18 protein-coding genes are annotated in these 18,336 nt (G+C 28.4%); 17 read left to right on the top strand and 1 reads right to left on the bottom strand.

Annotated features, from left to right (window positions below; translation table 11 throughout):
* Nucleotides 1–57 precede the first annotated feature (57 nt).
* From BN899_RS11670 to BN899_RS11620, 11 genes are all read left to right on the top strand, one after another.
* Nucleotides 58–1,437, top strand: coding sequence for a glycoside hydrolase family 1 protein (locus BN899_RS11670; RefSeq protein ID WP_042275607.1), 1,380 nt, complete (start codon nt 58–60; stop codon nt 1,435–1,437).
* Between the two features lie 31 nt (nt 1,438–1,468).
* A complete protein-coding gene (locus BN899_RS11665) occupies nt 1,469–2,374 on the top strand; it encodes an ROK family protein (protein WP_042275606.1) in 906 nt (301 codons plus the stop codon).
* A gap of 121 nt (nt 2,375–2,495) precedes the next feature.
* Entirely contained in the window at nt 2,496–5,528 is a 3,033-nt protein-coding gene (locus BN899_RS11660) for an endo-beta-N-acetylglucosaminidase (RefSeq protein ID WP_052356841.1), read from the top strand.
* A 71-nt stretch (nt 5,529–5,599) separates the two neighbouring features.
* Complete coding sequence (locus BN899_RS11655; protein WP_042275604.1) at nt 5,600–7,948, top strand: glycoside hydrolase family 31 protein; 2,349 nt, start codon at nt 5,600–5,602, stop codon at nt 7,946–7,948.
* Between the two features lie 154 nt (nt 7,949–8,102).
* A complete protein-coding gene (gene prmA / locus BN899_RS11650; protein WP_042275603.1) occupies nt 8,103–9,041 on the top strand; it encodes a 50S ribosomal protein L11 methyltransferase in 939 nt (312 codons plus the stop codon).
* A gap of 8 nt (nt 9,042–9,049) precedes the next feature.
* Nucleotides 9,050–9,802, top strand: coding sequence for an RsmE family RNA methyltransferase (locus tag BN899_RS11645; RefSeq protein ID WP_042275602.1), 753 nt, complete (start codon nt 9,050–9,052; stop codon nt 9,800–9,802).
* A 1-nt stretch (nt 9,803) separates the two neighbouring features.
* On the top strand, nt 9,804–11,105 hold the full coding sequence (gene mtaB, locus BN899_RS11640) for a tRNA (N(6)-L-threonylcarbamoyladenosine(37)-C(2))-methylthiotransferase MtaB (RefSeq protein ID WP_042275634.1): 1,302 nt from the start codon (nt 9,804–9,806) through the stop codon (nt 11,103–11,105).
* Between the two features lie 41 nt (nt 11,106–11,146).
* Complete coding sequence (locus tag BN899_RS11635) at nt 11,147–11,497, top strand: histidine triad nucleotide-binding protein (protein ID WP_042275601.1); 351 nt, start codon at nt 11,147–11,149, stop codon at nt 11,495–11,497.
* Nucleotides 11,498–11,658: 161 nt separating this feature from the next.
* The gene (gene rpsU, locus BN899_RS11630) at nt 11,659–11,838 is read left to right on the top strand and encodes a 30S ribosomal protein S21 (RefSeq protein WP_021125460.1); all 180 of its coding nucleotides are present in this window, start codon (nt 11,659–11,661) and stop codon (nt 11,836–11,838) included.
* A 27-nt stretch (nt 11,839–11,865) separates the two neighbouring features.
* The gene (locus BN899_RS11625; protein ID WP_042275600.1) at nt 11,866–12,309 is read left to right on the top strand and encodes a GatB/YqeY domain-containing protein; all 444 of its coding nucleotides are present in this window, start codon (nt 11,866–11,868) and stop codon (nt 12,307–12,309) included.
* Nucleotides 12,310–12,555: 246 nt separating this feature from the next.
* A complete protein-coding gene (locus tag BN899_RS11620; protein WP_052356840.1) occupies nt 12,556–13,053 on the top strand; it encodes a TspO/MBR family protein in 498 nt (165 codons plus the stop codon).
* A gap of 69 nt (nt 13,054–13,122) precedes the next feature.
* On the opposite strand, the gene BN899_RS11615 is transcribed toward BN899_RS11620, so the two are convergent.
* The gene (locus BN899_RS11615; RefSeq protein WP_042275598.1) at nt 13,123–14,127 is read right to left on the bottom strand and encodes a hypothetical protein; all 1,005 of its coding nucleotides are present in this window, start codon (nt 14,125–14,127) and stop codon (nt 13,123–13,125) included.
* A 243-nt stretch (nt 14,128–14,370) separates the two neighbouring features.
* On the opposite strand from BN899_RS11615, the gene BN899_RS11610 reads away from it, so the two are divergent.
* The 6 genes from BN899_RS11610 to BN899_RS11590 are packed head-to-tail and all read left to right on the top strand — an operon-like array spanning nt 14,371 to nt 18,132.
* Nucleotides 14,371–14,607: a YabP/YqfC family sporulation protein gene (locus BN899_RS11610; RefSeq protein WP_042275596.1), complete on the top strand. Its 237-nt coding sequence runs from the start codon at nt 14,371–14,373 to the stop codon at nt 14,605–14,607.
* A gap of 12 nt (nt 14,608–14,619) precedes the next feature.
* Nucleotides 14,620–15,339, top strand: coding sequence for a sporulation protein YqfD (locus BN899_RS19810; RefSeq protein ID WP_242824160.1), 720 nt, complete (start codon nt 14,620–14,622; stop codon nt 15,337–15,339).
* Nucleotides 15,221–15,913, top strand: coding sequence for a sporulation protein YqfD (locus BN899_RS19805; RefSeq protein WP_242824162.1), 693 nt, complete (start codon nt 15,221–15,223; stop codon nt 15,911–15,913). Before BN899_RS19810 ends, BN899_RS19805 begins: the two co-directional genes overlap by 119 nt.
* A 27-nt stretch (nt 15,914–15,940) precedes the next feature.
* Nucleotides 15,941–16,918, top strand: coding sequence for a PhoH family protein (locus tag BN899_RS11600; RefSeq protein ID WP_042275594.1), 978 nt, complete (start codon nt 15,941–15,943; stop codon nt 16,916–16,918).
* Nucleotides 16,919–16,947: 29 nt separating this feature from the next.
* Nucleotides 16,948–17,406, top strand: coding sequence for an rRNA maturation RNase YbeY (gene ybeY, locus BN899_RS11595; protein WP_042275592.1), 459 nt, complete (start codon nt 16,948–16,950; stop codon nt 17,404–17,406).
* A 3-nt stretch (nt 17,407–17,409) separates the two neighbouring features.
* The gene (locus BN899_RS11590) at nt 17,410–18,132 is read left to right on the top strand and encodes a diacylglycerol kinase (protein WP_042275590.1); all 723 of its coding nucleotides are present in this window, start codon (nt 17,410–17,412) and stop codon (nt 18,130–18,132) included.
* The last annotated feature ends 204 nt before the right edge of the window (nt 18,133–18,336 follow it).

The following is an 18,336-nucleotide window of genomic DNA, read 5'->3' as shown; positions in this document are numbered from 1 at the left end:
TTTTCTAATAATATAAATCGATTAATTTAATGAAGCGAATTTAATGGAGGAATTAACATGAATTATAAATTTCCAAAGGATTTTTGGTGGGGAAGTGCATCATCAGCAACACAAATGGAAGGAGCATATAATATTGACGGGAAAGAACAAAATATATGGGACTACTGGTATGAGATAGAACCAGAAAAATTTCATAATAATATAGGTCCTTATAATACTAGTAATTTTTATTATAAATATAAAGATGATATAAAGCTAATGAAAGATTTTTCACATAACTCATTTAGATTTTCTATAAGTTGGTCTAGGCTTATAAATGAAGACCAAAGTGTAAATGATGATGCAGTTAAGTTTTATAATGATGTAATAAATACAATGATAGAACATAATGTAGAACCATTTATAAATTTATTCCATTTTGATATGCCTATGTATCTACAAAACATAGGTGGATGGGAAAATCGTGAGGTTGTAACTTGTTATCAAAACTTTGCTAAAAAATGTTTTGAGCTATTTGGAGATAGAGTTAAAAAATGGTTTACTCACAATGAACCTATAGTTCCAGTTGAATGTGGGTATTTAGGTCATTACCATTATCCATGTGTAGTTGATTTTAAAAGAGCAGTACAAGTTGGATATCATATAATGTTATCTAGTTCATTAGCTATTATGGAATATAAGAAATTAAATCAAGGTGGAGAAATAGGAATAATAATAAATTTAACACCATCATACCCAAGAAGTAATAGTGATGAGGACTTAAAAGCATCTAATATAGCTGATTTAATACTAAATAGGTCATTCTTAGACACATCTATTTTAGGGGAATTTCCTGGGGAATTAATAGAATTTGTAAAAGAACAAAATTTAATGCCTGAATTTACAGTAGAAGACTTAGATGCAATTAAAAATAACACAGTAGATTTATTAGGAGTAAACTACTATCAGCCAAGAAGAGTAAAGACTAAGGAAAGTAAGATTGAAGAAGGAGAACCTTTAACACCAGAATCATTCTTTGATTTTTATGATATGCCTGGGAAGAAAATAAATCCTCATAGAGGTTGGGAGATATATGAAAAAGGTATTTACGACTTAGCTATAAATATTAGAGATAATTATAAAAATATACCATTTTTTATATCTGAAAATGGTATGGGTGTAGAAGGTGAAGAAAAGTTTAAGATAGATGGAAAAATAGAAGATGATTATCGTATAGAGTTTATAAGTGAACATTTAAAATGGGCTCATAAAGCACTTGAAGAAGGATGTAATTTAAAAGGGTATCATTTATGGACATTTATGGATAACTGGTCTTGGCTAAATGCATACAAAAATAGATATGGATTTATAGAAGTTGATTTAAATAATAATTTTAAAAGAACTCCTAAAAAGAGTGCATATTGGTTTAAAGAAGTTATAGAAAATAATGGATTTTAATTTTAAAAATTTATAAAAACATGGGGGAATTATGTATTATATAGTTTTTGATATTGGAGGGACAGCTATAAAATATAGTTTAATGAATAAAGAAGGTGATATGATAGTTTCTAATTCTTTAAAAACACCTAATCAAGGTCAAGGGAAAACGCAAAAAATACTTGTAGATATAATAAATGAATACAAAGTTGGATATGACATTGAAGGTGTAGCTATGAGTGTTCCTGGTGGTATTGATGATGATGGATATATTCATTTTATGGGACAAGTAACAGACCTTCAAGATATGTATCTTAACAAGTACATAAAAGAACATACAGGACTTCATTGTTCTTATGATAATGATGTTAACTGTGTAGCAATGGCTGAAAAATATATGGGAAATGCAGTAGATAATAAAAACTTTGTATGTATAACTATAGGAACAGGAATTGGTGGAGGTGTATTTATAAACAACCAACTATATAGGGGATACAGAGGTATGGCTGGAGAATTTGGGATAAATATATTAGAACACAGAATATCAGAATTAGAAAACTTAGAGTATAAAACTTTTAGTAGGTTAGGTTCAACATATAACTTAATAGCAAGAGTCAATAGACTTAAGGGCACTGACTTAGATGGTAGGGAAGTTTTTGAGTTAGCGCAAAATGGGGATGTAGAAGTTCAAAAATTAATAGAAGATTTTTATTTCTCATTAGCAGTAGGAATTTATAATATTGTTTATAGTTTTGCGCCAGAGAAGGTTTTAATTGGCGGAGGATTAAGTGTAAGAGATGATTTAATTGAAAATATAGAAAGAAAATTAGAACTTTTAAATAAAGATATTCTAAAATCAGTTAAAATTGATACTTGTAAATTCCAAAATGACTCTGGTAAAATAGGGGCTTTATATAATTACATTAATAAATATGAAATAGAAACTTCAAATAGCTAGGCTCACATATAAAATATATTAAAAGCATGTTGTTGGTTTTAAGTTAGAAAAAGCGAATTATATAAATTGAAAATATAATTCGCTTTAATATATAAAATAATCAATATGGGGGAGGAAATCTATGAAACACAGAAAGTTTATTTCATCAGCAATAGCTGCAATGATGCTTTTCAGCGCTATACCAAGTACAAGTTATGCAATATTAGATTCAGATATAGAAGCACAAGAAAAAACAGGACAGCCATTTTCATCTTATTGGTATCCAAATGAATTATTAAAGTGGAACCCGCAAACTGACAAAGATGCAAAGTTTAATGTTGGAACAGTACCTCTTCAAGAAAGAACTGATGGAGAAAAATTAAAAAACTCACAAAGTGAAGATGCTAAAGTTATATCATTAGCTATAGCTAATAAAACTACTAGTTCTACTCCATCTCAAGGAAAAGATACATTTGATGGATACAACTTCAGCTATTGGCAATACATAGACACATTAGTTGCATGGGGAGGATCTGGTGGAGAAGGTCTAATACTAAGTCCAAGTGCAGATTTAATAGATTCAGCTCATACTAATGGAGTACCAGTATTAGGAACTGTATTTTTCCCACCATTAGAATATGGGGGAAGATATGAATGGATGGAAGAATTTCTACAAAAAAGTAAAGATGGAACATTCCCTATGGCCGATAAGTTAGTTGAAGTAGCAAAACACTACAATTTTGATGGATGGTTTATAAATCAAGAGACAGGTGATAGAGAAACTGTTAAACCTGAGCTAGCAAAATTAATGAAAGAATTTTTAGCATATCTACAAAAGATAAAGCCTGATAACATGGAAATAATTTGGTATGACTCTATGATAGATGATGGTAGAGTATTTTGGCAAAATAGGTTAAATGATTATAATAAGGATTTTTTAGGAACTAACAAGAAATCGTTATCAGATGGTATGTTCTTAAACTTCTGGTGGACTAATGAAAAATATGGAGCTGTAGACCCGGATAATACCCAAAATAGAATTCCTTATACTGTAACAGGGAAAGAATTAAAAGAATCAGCTAAACTTGCTAAGCAAATGAAAAGAAGCCCATATGACTTATATGCAGGAGTTGATGTACAAGCTAATGGCTATAACACAAAAATTAAATGGGATTATTTATTCCCAGAAGGCCAAAATGCAAATACATCTTTAGGATTATACTGCCCTTCGTGGACTTATGATTCATCGAAAGATTTTGACGAATTTTTAGCAAAAGAAAACAGATTCTGGGTAAATGAAAATGGAGATCCAAGAGAAAAGAGTGAGGAAGATTGGAAAGGTATATCTAATTACATAGTAGAAAAATCGCCTGTAACATCTTTACCATTTGTAACAAATTTCTCTATGGGTAATGGTAAGTTCTTTAATGTAAATGGAAATCAAGTTTCAGATGATGAATGGAACCATAGAGGTATGATGGATGTAATGCCAACATACAGATGGGTAATAGAGAATAAGAAAAATAATTTAAGTGCAGATATAGACTATACTGATAGCTTCTATGGAGGAAACTCTATAGCACTTAGAGGTAAATTAGAAAAGGGAGGAAAAAGTACTATAAAGTTATATGCTTCAGAATTAGATTTAACTTCAAATACAGAGATATCTTTAAAATACAAATCAACTAATGATAAAGCTAAACTTAAGTTAGAGCTAGTTATAGATGGGAAAAAGAAAACTGTAAATCTAGATACCAAGCAAAGTGGGAATTGGAGTGAAGCTAAAGCTTCTTTAGGTAAATTTGCAGGTGAAGAATTAGAGGAAATATCTTTAGTAGTAGAAGGTAGATCTAAGTCAACTAAATATAAACTTAATTTAGGGGAATTATCTATAACAGATGGAAATAAAGGTAATGAAGTTTCTAAAATATCTAATTTAAAAGTAGAAGATTTTAAAGTTATAGATAACTACTATGGAAATGTAAGATTAACATGGGATAAAGGTAGTAGTGATATAAGTCATTATGAAATATACATAGAAGATAGTAAAGGAAACAAAGAGCTAGTAGGAGCAACTCCGACAAATGCATTCTATGTAAGCAATATAGAAAGAGAACTTACATTAGATACACAGTCAACATTTACAGTGAAACCAGTAAGTAAGCTTAACCAAACTAATCCACAACACGAAGCGAAAGTAAATGTTAAGTGGCCAAAACTTGAAACTCCTAAAGCTAATTTTGAAGTTAGTTCGCCAATTGTAGCACCGGGTGAGTCAATAACTTTAACTGATAAATCATTAGCTGAAAATAGTGTTAACTGGAAAATAGAAGGATTACATAAAAATGAAGAATTAAGTGGTGAAGAAGTAACTGTTAAATTTGATAAGCCAGGAGTGTACTCTGTAACTCAAATAGTGTCAAATCCAGCAGGAGAAACTATTAATAAAAAAGATGACTTTATAGTTGTAAGTAATCAAGCTAAAGGTGGACTTTTAAATTTAGCCTTAAATAAAGAGGCAAAAGCTAATGCTCAGGTTAATGATGGGGAATCTGCTAAATTTGCGTTTGATGGAAAGTTAAATAGCAAGTGGTGTGCATTTGGAGAAAAAGGTAATTGGATAGAAGTTGACCTAGGAAAAGAAATGACTATAAAGGAACTAAGAATGAGTCATGCAGAGGCAGGTGGAGAAGCTAAAAGTTTAAATACATCTGAGTATACTGTGGAAGTTAGTAAAGACTCAAAAATATGGAATCAATTAAAAGATATAAAAGGAAATACAGATGCAGTATCTAAAGATGATTTAAACTACGAATTAGCAAGATATGTAAGAATTAAGATAAATAAATCTGAACAGGGATCAGGTGGAGCAACAAGAATATATGAAATAGAAGTATTAGGTTTAGATGATAATAAAATTATGGTTATAGATAATAAGCAATCTTTATACCAATTAAATGAAGCTATACAAAAGATAGAAGCAGAATATAAAGATTTAGGAATAAAAGATGAAAACTTTGAATCTATATTAACTAAGGCTAAACAAATAATAGATAAAGTAGAAGTAGAAAAGGAAGAAATATTAAAAATAGAAGTTGAATTAAAAACATATTTTGAAAATTTAAATAAGCCTAAAGTAGTAAATGAAGAAGTTGAAACAGTAAGAGAAAATTAAATAAGTTAAATACTAAATAAGCTGGTGTATATTATACATCAGCTTATAAGATTATATAGTGGAGGAATAGTATGTTTGGAAAAATAAAAGATTATAACATTGAAGATAATGTCGTAAATATAAAATTTGAGAACATTAATGCTAAGATAGAGATCATAAATTCATACATAGTAAACTTTTTTGTGCCAACATTAAGAGAAAAGAGAAAATCTAAAGCAATTGAAGATTTAAAGGTAGAAAAATGCGAGTTTAAAGTTATAAATAAAGACTTATATATAGAAATAAAAACTAATGATTTAAGTGTAAGAGTATATGATGATTTTAAAACAGATATATACAATAAAGATGAAAAGTTGATATGTGAGGATTATAGAGGAGATAGAGAGCCATTTATAAAAAACTGTGCAGGAAGATTAGATATAGCCATACAGGAAGGTCATAAACCAACAGAACATATGGATTACAAGGTATTTATACCTAAAAAACTAAAAGAAGAAATGTACTTTTATGGATTTGGTGAAAGAACAGGCCATTTAAATAAAAAAGGGTGTCATTATATTAATTGGAATACAGATGACCCAACTCCTCATGGGGAGACATATGAAAAATTATATAAATCGATACCATTTTTTATAACTTTAGAGGATAAAGAAGCATTTGGAATTTTCTTTGATAATACATTTGAAACTCACTTTGATTTAGGTAAAGAAAACTCAAATTATTATTATTTTGCATCGTTAGATGGAAATATAGATTATTATTTTATATATGGGCCAAGTGTTGATAAAGTAATAAAAGGATATACTTATTTAACTGGAAGTACGCCACTTCCTCAGCTATGGACTTTAGGATACCAGCAGTGTAGATGGGCATATTGTCCTGAAAGTAATGTAATGGAAGTAGTAAACAAATTTAGAGAAAAAGATATACCTTGTGATGCACTATACTTAGATATAGAGTATATGGATGATTTTAGAGTATTTACGTGGGATAAAAATAAATTTAAAAATTCTAAAAAAATGATAGAAAATCTTAAAAAAGATGGATTTAAATTGGTTACAATAATAGACCCAGGTGTTAAAGTAGATAAAGGATACTCTATATATGATGAAGGATTAAAAAATGGGTATTTTGCAACTGATAAAAATGGAATAACATATACTAATTGGGTATGGCCAGGTAATTCAGTTTTTCCAGATTTTATGAATAGTAAAGTTAGGAATTGGTGGTCAAATAATCAAAAAATACTTCTTGATGATGGAGTAGCTGGAGTATGGAATGATATGAATGAACCTGCAAGTTTTAATGGCCCGCTTCCAGATGATATTAAATTTAATGAAGATGGTGACATTTTAGACCATAAAGAAATTCATAATGTGTATGGGCATATGATGAGTAAGGCTACATATGAAGGGATAAAAAAACATACTAATAAAAGACCTTTTGTAATAACAAGAGCATGTTACTCTGGAACTCAAAAATATTCAACAGTTTGGACTGGAGATAATCAAAGTACTTGGGAACACCTTAGGATGAGTGTACCAATGCTTATGAACTTAGGGCTTAGTGGAATGTCATTTTGTGGTACAGATGTAGGTGGGTTTGGATATGATGCTACATCTGAATTACTTAGTAGATGGGTTCAAGTCGGTGCATTTACTCCATTATTTAGAAATCATACAACAATATACTCAAGAGACCAAGAGCCTTGGGCATTTGATAAGAAAACAGAGGATATATATAGAAAATATGTTAAGTTAAGATACAAGTTACTTCCATATATATATGATACATTCTATAGAGGAGAAAGTAATGGACTTCCTTTAATAAGACCTCTTTTATTACACTATCAAAATGATGAAAAAACATATGAAATAAATGACCAATTCCTTTGTGGTGAAAATATAATGGTAGCACCAATACTTGAGCAAGGTAAAAAGGCTAGAATGGTTTATTTACCTAATGGAAGTAGATGGGTGGATTATTGGACGAAAGAAGTATATGAAGGAGGAAGATATATAATAAAAGAAACTCCGCTAGATATATGCCCAATATATATTAAATCAGGAAGTATAATACCGAATTTTCCTGGTATGAATTATATAGGAGAAAAAGAAATAGATACTTTAATTTTAGATATATACTTAGATGAAAATAATTTCGAGTATATTCACTATCAAGATGATGGAGAAAGTTTTGAATATAAGGATGGTAAGTACAACTTATATAAAATATCTATAGATAATAAAAATGAAATAAATATAAATATTGATTTTATTATTGATAAATATGGTGCTAAATATAATAAGTTTATTTTTAATATAAATAGTAGTAAATATAATAAAGTTATAATTAATAAAAAAGAAATACATGGTGCGAAAATAGATAATACTATGTCATTTGAATATGATTTAAAATAATATAACAGATAGGGCTGGCAACTAATAGTTGTCAGCTCTTTTGAATATATGCACAATGAAATAGACTAAAGAATTATATTAAAGATAATAATAAATATGATATAATAAAATTTATGAAAATAAGACAATTAAACATAAGGATGGTGCTTTATAAATGAAATGGGCTGAAATAACAATAAAGACTACAACTGAAGCAGTTGAAGCTATAACTAATATATTATATGAACAAAATGTAGGTGGAGTATCTATAGAAGATCCTAAAGATTTTAAATTCCAAAAGAAAAATGAGTATGACTGGGATTTTGTAGAAGAAGAGATATTCAATAGTGGATATGATGGAGTTATAATAAAAACTTACATAACTGAAGAAAGAGACGTAAGCGAAGACTTAAATTTAATAAGAGAGAAGATACAAGGATTAAAAGAGTTTGGAATAGATATAGGAGAAGCAATAGTTGAACTTTCTCAAGTTGATGAAGAAGATTGGGCTAATGAATGGAAAAACTATTACAAACCAACTAAAGTAGGTCAAAAAGTAGTTGTAAAACCAACATGGGAAGAATATGAAGCTGAAGAAGAAGATTTAATCATAGAATTAGACCCAGGTATGGCTTTTGGTACAGGAACTCATGAAACTACAAGTATGTGTATACAACAATTAGAAAAGTATGTTAAAAAGGACTCAAAAGTATTTGATATAGGTTGTGGAAGTGGAATACTTGCAATAGCTGCAGCTAAATTAGGAGCAAAAGAAGTAACAGCTGTTGATTTAGATGAAGTAGCTGTAAAAGTATCTAAAGAAAATATAGAATTAAATAAAGTAGAAGATAAAGTAGTTGCACTTCATGGAAATTTAACCGAAGTTATAAAGGATAAAGCTGATATAGTAGTTGCTAACATAATAGCAGATATAATAAAAATACTAGCAAAAGATGTTGCTAATTTTATGAAAGATGATGCAGTGTTTATATCATCAGGTATAATACATGCTAAAGTTGATGAAGTAAAAACTAGCCTAGTTGAGAATGGATTTGAGATAGTTGAAGTCCAATCTCTAGGTGAGTGGAATGCTATAGTATCTAGATTGAAGTAGGTGAAATTATGGATAGATTTTTTGTAGAGAAGAAAAATATAAACCTTGAAAATAACACATGTATCATTGAAGGTGAAGATGTTAAACATATATCTAAAGTTTTAAGATGTAAAATCGGAGAAGAATTAGAAATATGTGATAATGATAATAACGAATATATATGTGAAATAACTAGTATAGATAAAGATAATGTTATTTTAGATATATTAGAAAGTGTTGATATAAAAAGAGAATCAGATTTAAAGGTTAAATTATATCAAGGACTACCAAAAGGCCCTAAAATGGAAATGATACTTCAAAAACTTACAGAAATTGGAGTAGACGAAATAATACTAGTTCAAACGAAGAGAAGTGTAGTTAACGTTTCTGATAAAAAAGAAGATAAAAAAATTGAGCGCTGGGAAAGAATAATATACGAAGCAGCAAAGCAAAGTAAAAGAGGAAAAATACCTAAGTTAAGAGGTATTTTAAGTTTTAAAGAAGCCTTAGAAGATATGAAAGAAAATGATTTAAATATAGCTCCTTATGAAAATGAAAGAACAAAATCGATTAAGCAAGCTGTAAAAGGTGTAGATATAAATAACATAGGTATTTTTGTAGGTCCAGAAGGTGGATTTGAAGATATAGAAATTAAATCTATAGAAGAGATTAAAGGACAAGTAGTTTCTTTAGGACCGAGGATATTAAGAACAGAGACAGCGTCAGTGGTAGCGTCGTCAATAGTTTTATATGAACTAAGCGACATAGGAGGTAATGAATAAAGTGAAAAAGGTAGCTTTTTATACACTAGGATGTAAAGTAAATCAATATGAAACAGAAGCAATGCTTGAGATGTTTAAAAAAGAAGGATATGTTCAAGTTGACAGTGAAGAATTTGCAGATGTTTATGTAATAAATACATGCACAGTAACACATATGAGTGATAGAAAATCACGCCAATATATAAGAAGGATGAAAAAGAAAAATCCAGATGCAATAATAGCTGTTGTTGGGTGTTATTCTCAAGTATCTCCTGAAGAGATACTTGATATTGAAGAAGTAAATTTAGTAATGGGAACTAATGAAAGAAGAACAATAGTTGATGAAATTAAAAAAATAGATGCAAGTAAAAAAGTAAGTACTGTTGATGATATAATGAAGGTTAGAGCATTTGAAGATATAGAAATAAGCCAATCTAATGGGAAAACTAGAGCATTTATGAAAATACAAGATGGATGCGATAGATTCTGTAGCTATTGTATAATACCTTATGCTAGAGGTGGTAAGGTAAGAAGTAGAAGTTTAGAAAGTATATTAGAAGAAGTTAACAAATTAGTAAGTAATGGATATAAAGAATTCGTTTTAACCGGAATACACGTTGCTTCTTATGGAAAAGACTTAAGAGATGAACAAATAAATTTATTAAATGTAATAAAAGAGATAAACAAAGTTGAAGGTGTAAAGAGAATAAGATTAAGTTCAGTTGAGCCAGTTTTATTTACTGATGAGTTTGTAAGTGAAGTTTCAAAAATGGAAAAAGTGTGCCCACACTATCATTTATCGTTACAAAGTGGATGTGACGAAACTTTAAAAAGAATGAATAGAAGATACACTACAGAGGAATATAAGACTATAGTAGATAGATTAAGAGAAAATATACCTAATGTGGCAATAACTACTGATGTAATTGTAGGGTTTCCTGGAGAAACTAGTGATGAATTCAATAAGACTTATGAATTTTTAAAAGATATAGAACTTTCTCAAATGCACATATTCAAGTACTCTCCAAGAAAAGGTACACCAGCTGCAACTATGGAAAATCAAATAGATCCACAAATGAAACAATTTAGAAGTGACAAGCTTTTAAATTTAAATAAAGAAAACTTTAATAAGTTTGCATCTAAGTTTATAGATAAAGAATTAGAAATTCTATTTGAAACAAATATAGTTGATAATAAATACGAAGGTCTAACTACTAATTATATAAGAGTAGTTGTTCCAAGTGAAAAAGATATACAAGGTGAGATATTAAAAGTTAAAATAACTAATGTGAAAGACGAGTATGTGGAAGGAATGTTAGTATAGTATATAGAACTATAGAAAAATCTTATACGGGGGGTATTAAAATGAGTTGTATATTTTGTAAAATAATAGATGGTGAAATTCCATGCAGTAAAGTGTACGAAGATGACTTAGTTTTAGCATTTAATGACATAAATCCAGTGGCACCATATCATATATTAGTTATACCGAAAAAACACTATGAAAGTATAATAGATATACCTGAAAATGAAATGGAAATTGTAGGGCATATTCATAATGTTATTAATAAAATAGCTAATAAAAAAGGATTTAATGAAACTGGATTTAGAATTATAAATAACTGTGGAGATGATGGTGGACAAGAGGTTAAGCACGTTCACTACCATATATTAGCGGGTAAAAAACTACCTATGTATGAAGCAGAGAAAAAATAGCATAATTTTAAAAATTAAAATCTTATTCAATAAAAATACTTGAAAAAAGTAAAAGATTAGTTTATAATAAACAAAGTGTGAGGTTGTAATGCATATTATGCAGATATAATCGTAGTTACAGTCCCAGCATAATTCGCGCTATCGGAGGGAGGGAAAAAGAAATGTCAGAAGTAAGAGTTAGAGAAAATGAAACATTAGACAGCGCTTTAAGAAGATTCAAGCGTTCATGTGCAATGTCTGGCATCATGTCTGAAGTTAGAAAAAGAGAGCACTATGATAAGCCAAGCGTTAGACGTAAGAAAAAGGCAGAAGCTGCAAGAAGAAAAAACGCTAAGAAATAGTAAATAAGATTTAAAGAGGTGAAGGGAATGTCCCTTAAAGAAAAGTTACAAGAAGACTTAAAGTCTTCAATGAAGAACAAAGATACAGTTAGAAAATCTGTAGTAACTTTAATAAGAGCTTCTATAAAGCAATACGAGATTGACAATAGAGTTGAACTTGGCGATGAAGAAATTATTGATATAATTTCTAAACAATTAAAGCAACGTAATGATGCTTTAACTGAATTCGCAAAAGCTGACAGAGATGACTTAGTAAAGGAAACAGAAGCTGAAATCAAAGTTTTAAAAGAGTACCTACCTCAGCAATTAAGCGAAGAAGAATTAAATGAAATAGTAAAATCTACTATATCTGAAGTAGGAGCAACTTCTATGAAGGATATGGGAAAAATAATGTCAGCCATAAAACCGAAAACAAAAGGAAGAGCTGATGGCAAACTTATAAATGAGTTGGTTAAGGCTAACTTACAATAGATTAAAAACCTAGAGAGAAATCTCTAGGTTTTTTATATGCTAAGATATTATAAAATACTTTTATAACACGTTACTAAAATTATCTGATTTGTAGATAAGTTATAGTCTGAACCACTAAATTTGAGAGATTGCATAATCGAAATGAGCCAATGGAATTTTTAGAAATAACGAAAGTAAAACTTGGAATAATGATATAGCCTTGTACATATTTATTAATTAAATAAGAAAATGAAAGAGGGGAAAATTTTGATTATATCAGTAAAAGAAGTTAGAAATTTTCTAATAAGCATATTAATACCGCTAGTAATTGGATATGCTAGTAGTTTTATATCACAAATGCTTTCAGGAGTCGATATAGCAACATCTTATTCTCAATTAATAAAGCCAGGATTTGCACCACCAAGTTTTATTTTTCCTATAGCTTGGACTATAATTTACATATTAATGGGGATATCCTCGTATATTATTATGAAAAAAGATTATAAATCTACTAAAGTTAAAGACGCTATGTTTTATTATTGGCTACAACTAGGTCTTAACTTTTTATGGAGCATATTATTTTTTGGACTAGATTTAAGATTTACAGCTATGGCAGATTTAATTATTATGATTATAATATTAATAATAATGATTTTTAAATTCCGTAAATTAGATAAAAAAGTTGCATATTTAAACATACCGTATCTGCTTTGGATTTTTTATGCATTATTTTTAAATTATTTTATATGGACAATAAATAGATAAAATAAAAATACTGAGATATTACTCAGTATTTTTATTTTTAAGTAATCAATAATTGTCTCATAATAATATTTAAAATAATGATATTTCTTTTATATTAAGATATCTTGCATCTACCGTAATATACAACCCCTTAGTGAGATTAATTTTACCTTTATCACCTTTATAATTGTATTTAAGCTTATAGCTTTCAATTGTTTCCATATATGTTGATGTATTTGTATAGCTTTCGTCAAGTACTAAATCAGAATATACATCTTTAAACTTTTCTTTAATATAATCATTAGCAAAATTTATAATGTCATTTTTATTTATAGATGGAGCAATTTCAACAAAGTTATCTGAGGTTTGATACATGTAAAAAACAGATGGGTCTTTATCCATAACTCTAATTTTAAAAGATTTATCATTTGATTTAAAGAAGAACTGATAAAATTTGTTCTCAGGATTATTTTCAAAAAATATTTCGTGTTGCTCAGAAGAAATTGTATTATCTAATAAAGAGTAGTCAAAAAAGAAATCAATAGCATCTATTGAAACATCTCTAATAAAATCTATTGAAATATTTTTAGGTATATTTTCATCGTTGTATGCACTTACCATGTAAAAGAATCGGTAATTAAGCACATGAGAATCTATCTTAAAGTAAGGAGTAGTATTATTTATTTCAAAGTCACGCTTTTTAGATTGTGTAATTGGACAAAAACAGTTTATAAAGGATATGAAATTAAGATAGCTACTAATTAATCCTTGTAAAAGTCTAAAATAGTAATGATTAAAAGAGCATTTTTTTAAATCCTCAAGCTCAGATAATATATTAAAGTTAAATTTAAGTAATACGTGTAGTTTATCTTCATAAGATCTTTCAAGCTTCAAAGGCTCTATATCATCTAGATTTAACCGCTCACAGTAAATGTATTCATATAAATGGCATATAACCTTAATGTTTCTTAAGTTTTCACTTTTCATATCAGATAAGAAGTTTAAGTATTGATATGAATTTGAATTTATTAATGTATTTAGTAAAAAGTCTACGCATATACATTTTTGAACTATACTCACAAAGGTGTTTTTCATGCAACCATCCTTTCTAATAAAATTTATTGATATATTCTTATTTTATTCTAAACATATATATAAGTTTACACACATATTTAAATAAGAGAGTATTATAAAATATAGTAATTAGTAAGTTAGTATTTAAATAAAATTTATAATATATAAAAATATAATAAAAATCTAATATATATTAATTTGCAGTATTAAAAAGTAATTTAAGAAAAATTATGAACATAAAATATATTAAGGAGGGATATGGATATGGTAGATATATCAACTGACCTGCAAGTAAACCAACCAACAGTAACTATGATAGGTAATACATTTGTAAGTATAGAAAATTACTTATCTATAATAACTTATGAAACTGATTTAATAAAAATAAAAACTAAGGTAAAAGCAATTAAAATATCGGGAGATAAACTTTCACTAAAATATATTACTGATGATGAGATAGGAATAAAAGGAATTATATATAGTGTAGAGTATATAGATTAGGAGGAGATTGGATTGATAAGTTACATAAGAGGATATTATGTAATAACTGTAGAGGGAATAGGTGTAGAACGTTTTTTAAATCACCTTATGAGAAATGGAATAAAAGTATATGATGTTACAAGAATAAACAGTAGTAAAATTCAGTTTAGTGTTGATAGGCAGGATATGAAAGAGTTCAAACAAGTATATAGGGGAAGTAACTATGATGTTAAAGTTAAGCAAAAAACAGGTTTACCATTTCTAATAAAAAGAATATATAAGCATAAAGGATTATGGGTTTTTGCAATTATATCTTTAGCACTTTTGATTATGACATCACAGTTTGTAACGGATATATACATACAAGTTCCAGAAGGTATAAAAAAAGATGCATTAAGGAAAGAACTATACGATGCTGGGCTTAAGCCAGGTGTATACAAAAAGAATATAGATAGAAAAGAAATAAGAGATCAAATAATGTTAGCATTTGACGATGTGGCATATGTATCTATAAATGTTAAAGGGACAAATATATTTGTAACTGTAACAAAGAAGGCAGAAAGCTTAAAATCAACGGATGAATCAAATTATTGTAATATAATAGCTCAAAAAAAATGGTATAATAGAAAAGGTAATACCAAGAAGTGGAAGTCAGGTTGCAAACGTTGGAGATATAGTTCAAAAAGGAGATGTGCTTTTAAATGGAGCAAATACAAAGTCGATACCAGAAGTATGGGCAAGTACTTTCTATGAAGTCTCAAAAAGTGCAAGCTATGAAGATGTAGAAAAAGAAAAAACTGGAGAACGTAAAAAAGTATATAGTATAAGTTTTTATGATAAAAACTATACAATAAGAAGAAATATAAATTATAATAATTATGTTATTGAAAATAAAGAACATAAGCTTTCTATTGGAGACTATACGTTTCCTTTAAAGATAAAAGTAAGTACTTTTTATGAAACAAAAAATGTTAAAGTTAAAAAAGATAAAGAAAAACTTAAAAAAGAACTTTCTGAGAATGTATTAAAAGAACTAGAATACATAATACCAGCTTCTGCAAGAATTGTAAAAGTAGACCATGATTATAAAGTTAATAAAAATATATTAGAGTATAGAGTTACTGTTCAGGCATCTGAAAATATAGCAAAACTTTACCCTCTTAGTAAGTCAGAGGCAGAACAGATAATAAAACAACAAAATAATTCTACTGATACAGAAGAACCAATTCCTTCAAATCCTGAAAAAAGACCAATAAATGATATAAGAAATGAATTTGAGGATAAAAATAATAGTAAAGAGCAAAATGATACTAAAGATGAAAATTAATTATCTTATTCAAGGAGGCATACTAAATTGATAGTACAAAAGAAGTTTATAATTTCAGAAGAAAAATTTGAAAGAGAGTTATTTGGAAATTTTGATGAAAATATAAAATTAATAGAAGAAACTTTAAATATAGATGTAATACTAAGAGAAGGTAATATAGTTTTAATGGGGCAAGAGAAGAATGTAGATGAGGCATTAAAACTTATGAATGAACTTCACCAAACAGTATCAAATGGAAAAAGTTTAGATAAGCAAAGTATATCATACTCACTGTCTTTATTATTAGAAGGAAAACAAGAACAACTTAAAGAACTTGAAGATGTTATAGTTGTAACTAAAAAAGGTAAACCAGTTCAACCTAAAACATTAGGGCAAAAAAAATATATAAATCTTATAAAATCAAATGACATAACTTTTGGTATTGGACCAGCAGGAACAGGAAAAACATATTTAGCTGTGGCTATGGCTGTAAAAGCATTTAAAAGAGATGAGGTAAGTAAAATAGTATTAACTCGACCAGCAGTAGAAGCAGGGGAAAATTTAGGATTCTTACCAGGAGATTTAAAAGAAAAAGTAGACCCATATTTAATACCTTTATACGATGCTTTATTTGATATGTTAGGGCCGGAAAAGTTTGCTAAATACTTAGAAAGAGGGACTATAGAAGTTGCACCTCTTGCATTTATGAGAGGGCGAACATTAGATAATGCATTTATAATATTAGATGAAGCTCAAAATACAACACCAGAGCAAATGAAGATGTTTTTAACTAGGCTTGGATTTGGGTCAAAGGCAGTAGTAACTGGAGATTTAACACAAACAGATTTACCTAATAAGAAAAAAAGTGGACTTTTACAAGCTACAGCAATATTAAAAGATGTAGAAGGCATAGGTTCTATAGCTTTAAGCGATAAAGATGTTGTAAGACATGAGTTAGTTCAAAGAATAATAAGAGCTTATGAAAAGTTTGACAAAGAAGAAGAAAAGAAAATGGATAAAAAATAATATAAATTTTAACAAAGGAAGAAAAAGATATGGAACTTATAATAGATGATAGACAAGATAAAATACAAGTAAGTGAAGAATTAATAGAGAAAATAAAAGATATAATCGTAGAATGCTTAGATTATGAAGGGTATGATGATGAATATGAAGTTAGTTTATCATTTGTAGATAATAAAGAAATACATGAATTAAATAGAGAATACAGAGGAGTAGATAGAGCCACAGACGTACTATCATTCCCTCTTTTAAGTGATGAATTTGATATAGAAGTCGAAGAGGAGTCTTTAGGGGATATAGTAATATCTTTAGAAAGAGCTTTTGAACAAAGTGAAGAATATAATCATAGTTTTGAAAGAGAAGTATGCTTTTTAGTTTGTCATAGTACATTCCATCTTTTAGGTTATGATCATGATAATGAAGAAAATACAAAAGAAATGAGACAAAAGGAAGAATATATATTAAACAAGCTAAACATAACAAGGGAGTAATTTATGAAATCTAAAAAAACTCGTCAGGGGATAATCAAAGCATTTAATGCGGCAATAGAGGGGATAATATATACCTTTAAGTTTGAAAGAAATATGAAAATACATTATTTTGTTGCCGTATTAGTGTTTGTGGCAAGTTTATTTTTCGATTTATCAAGGGTAGAAATGCTTATATTAATATTTTCCATAAGCTTAGTTGTAATATCGGAAATGTTTAATACAGCTATAGAAAAAACAATTGATATGATAACTGAAGAATATAATGTACTTGCTAAAATTGCTAAAGACGTTGCTGCTGGTGGAGTGCTAATTGCAGCACTAAATTCTGTTGTAGTTGGATATCTATTATTTTATGATAAAATAACCGATATATCAGTAAGGCTAATGTATACGATTAGAGAATCAGAACCTCATATAACATTAATCTGTATTGTGTTAGTACTTATAGCTGTAGTGGTGGTAAAGGCAATGACATCAACGGGTACTCCTTTAAAAGGAGGAATGCCTAGTGGACATGCAGCGCTTGCGTTTGCTATGGCTACAGGAATTACATTTATGACGGAAAGAGTAGTTGCATCTACACTAGCTTACTTAATGGCAGTATTAGTTGCACAAAGTAGGATAGAAGGAAAAATTCATACTTTTTGGGAAACTGTAGCAGGTGGGATTTTAGGTACTTTAATAGGAATACTAATATTCCAAATGAGTGTTTTTTACATAAAATAATATATAATATTAAATTTAATGAATTATAATAGAAAAAGAGTGTATAATGTTTATAAAAGAAGTCTTTAAGACTTCTTTTTATGCTATAATGGAACATACTAGACAAAAATATTAATATTAAATTATATTAAATTAAGAATATTTATTATCTATTTTTTATAATATAAATCTATAGATAGTAAAATGAATATAAACTAGGTAAAT

It is taken from the genome of Faecalimicrobium dakarense (assembly GCF_000499525.1).
Classification (GTDB): domain Bacteria; phylum Bacillota; class Clostridia; order Peptostreptococcales; family Peptostreptococcaceae; genus Faecalimicrobium; species Faecalimicrobium dakarense.
The sequence above is the reverse complement of the archived record's forward strand: the minus strand, read 5'-3'. Positions and strand labels throughout refer to the sequence as shown.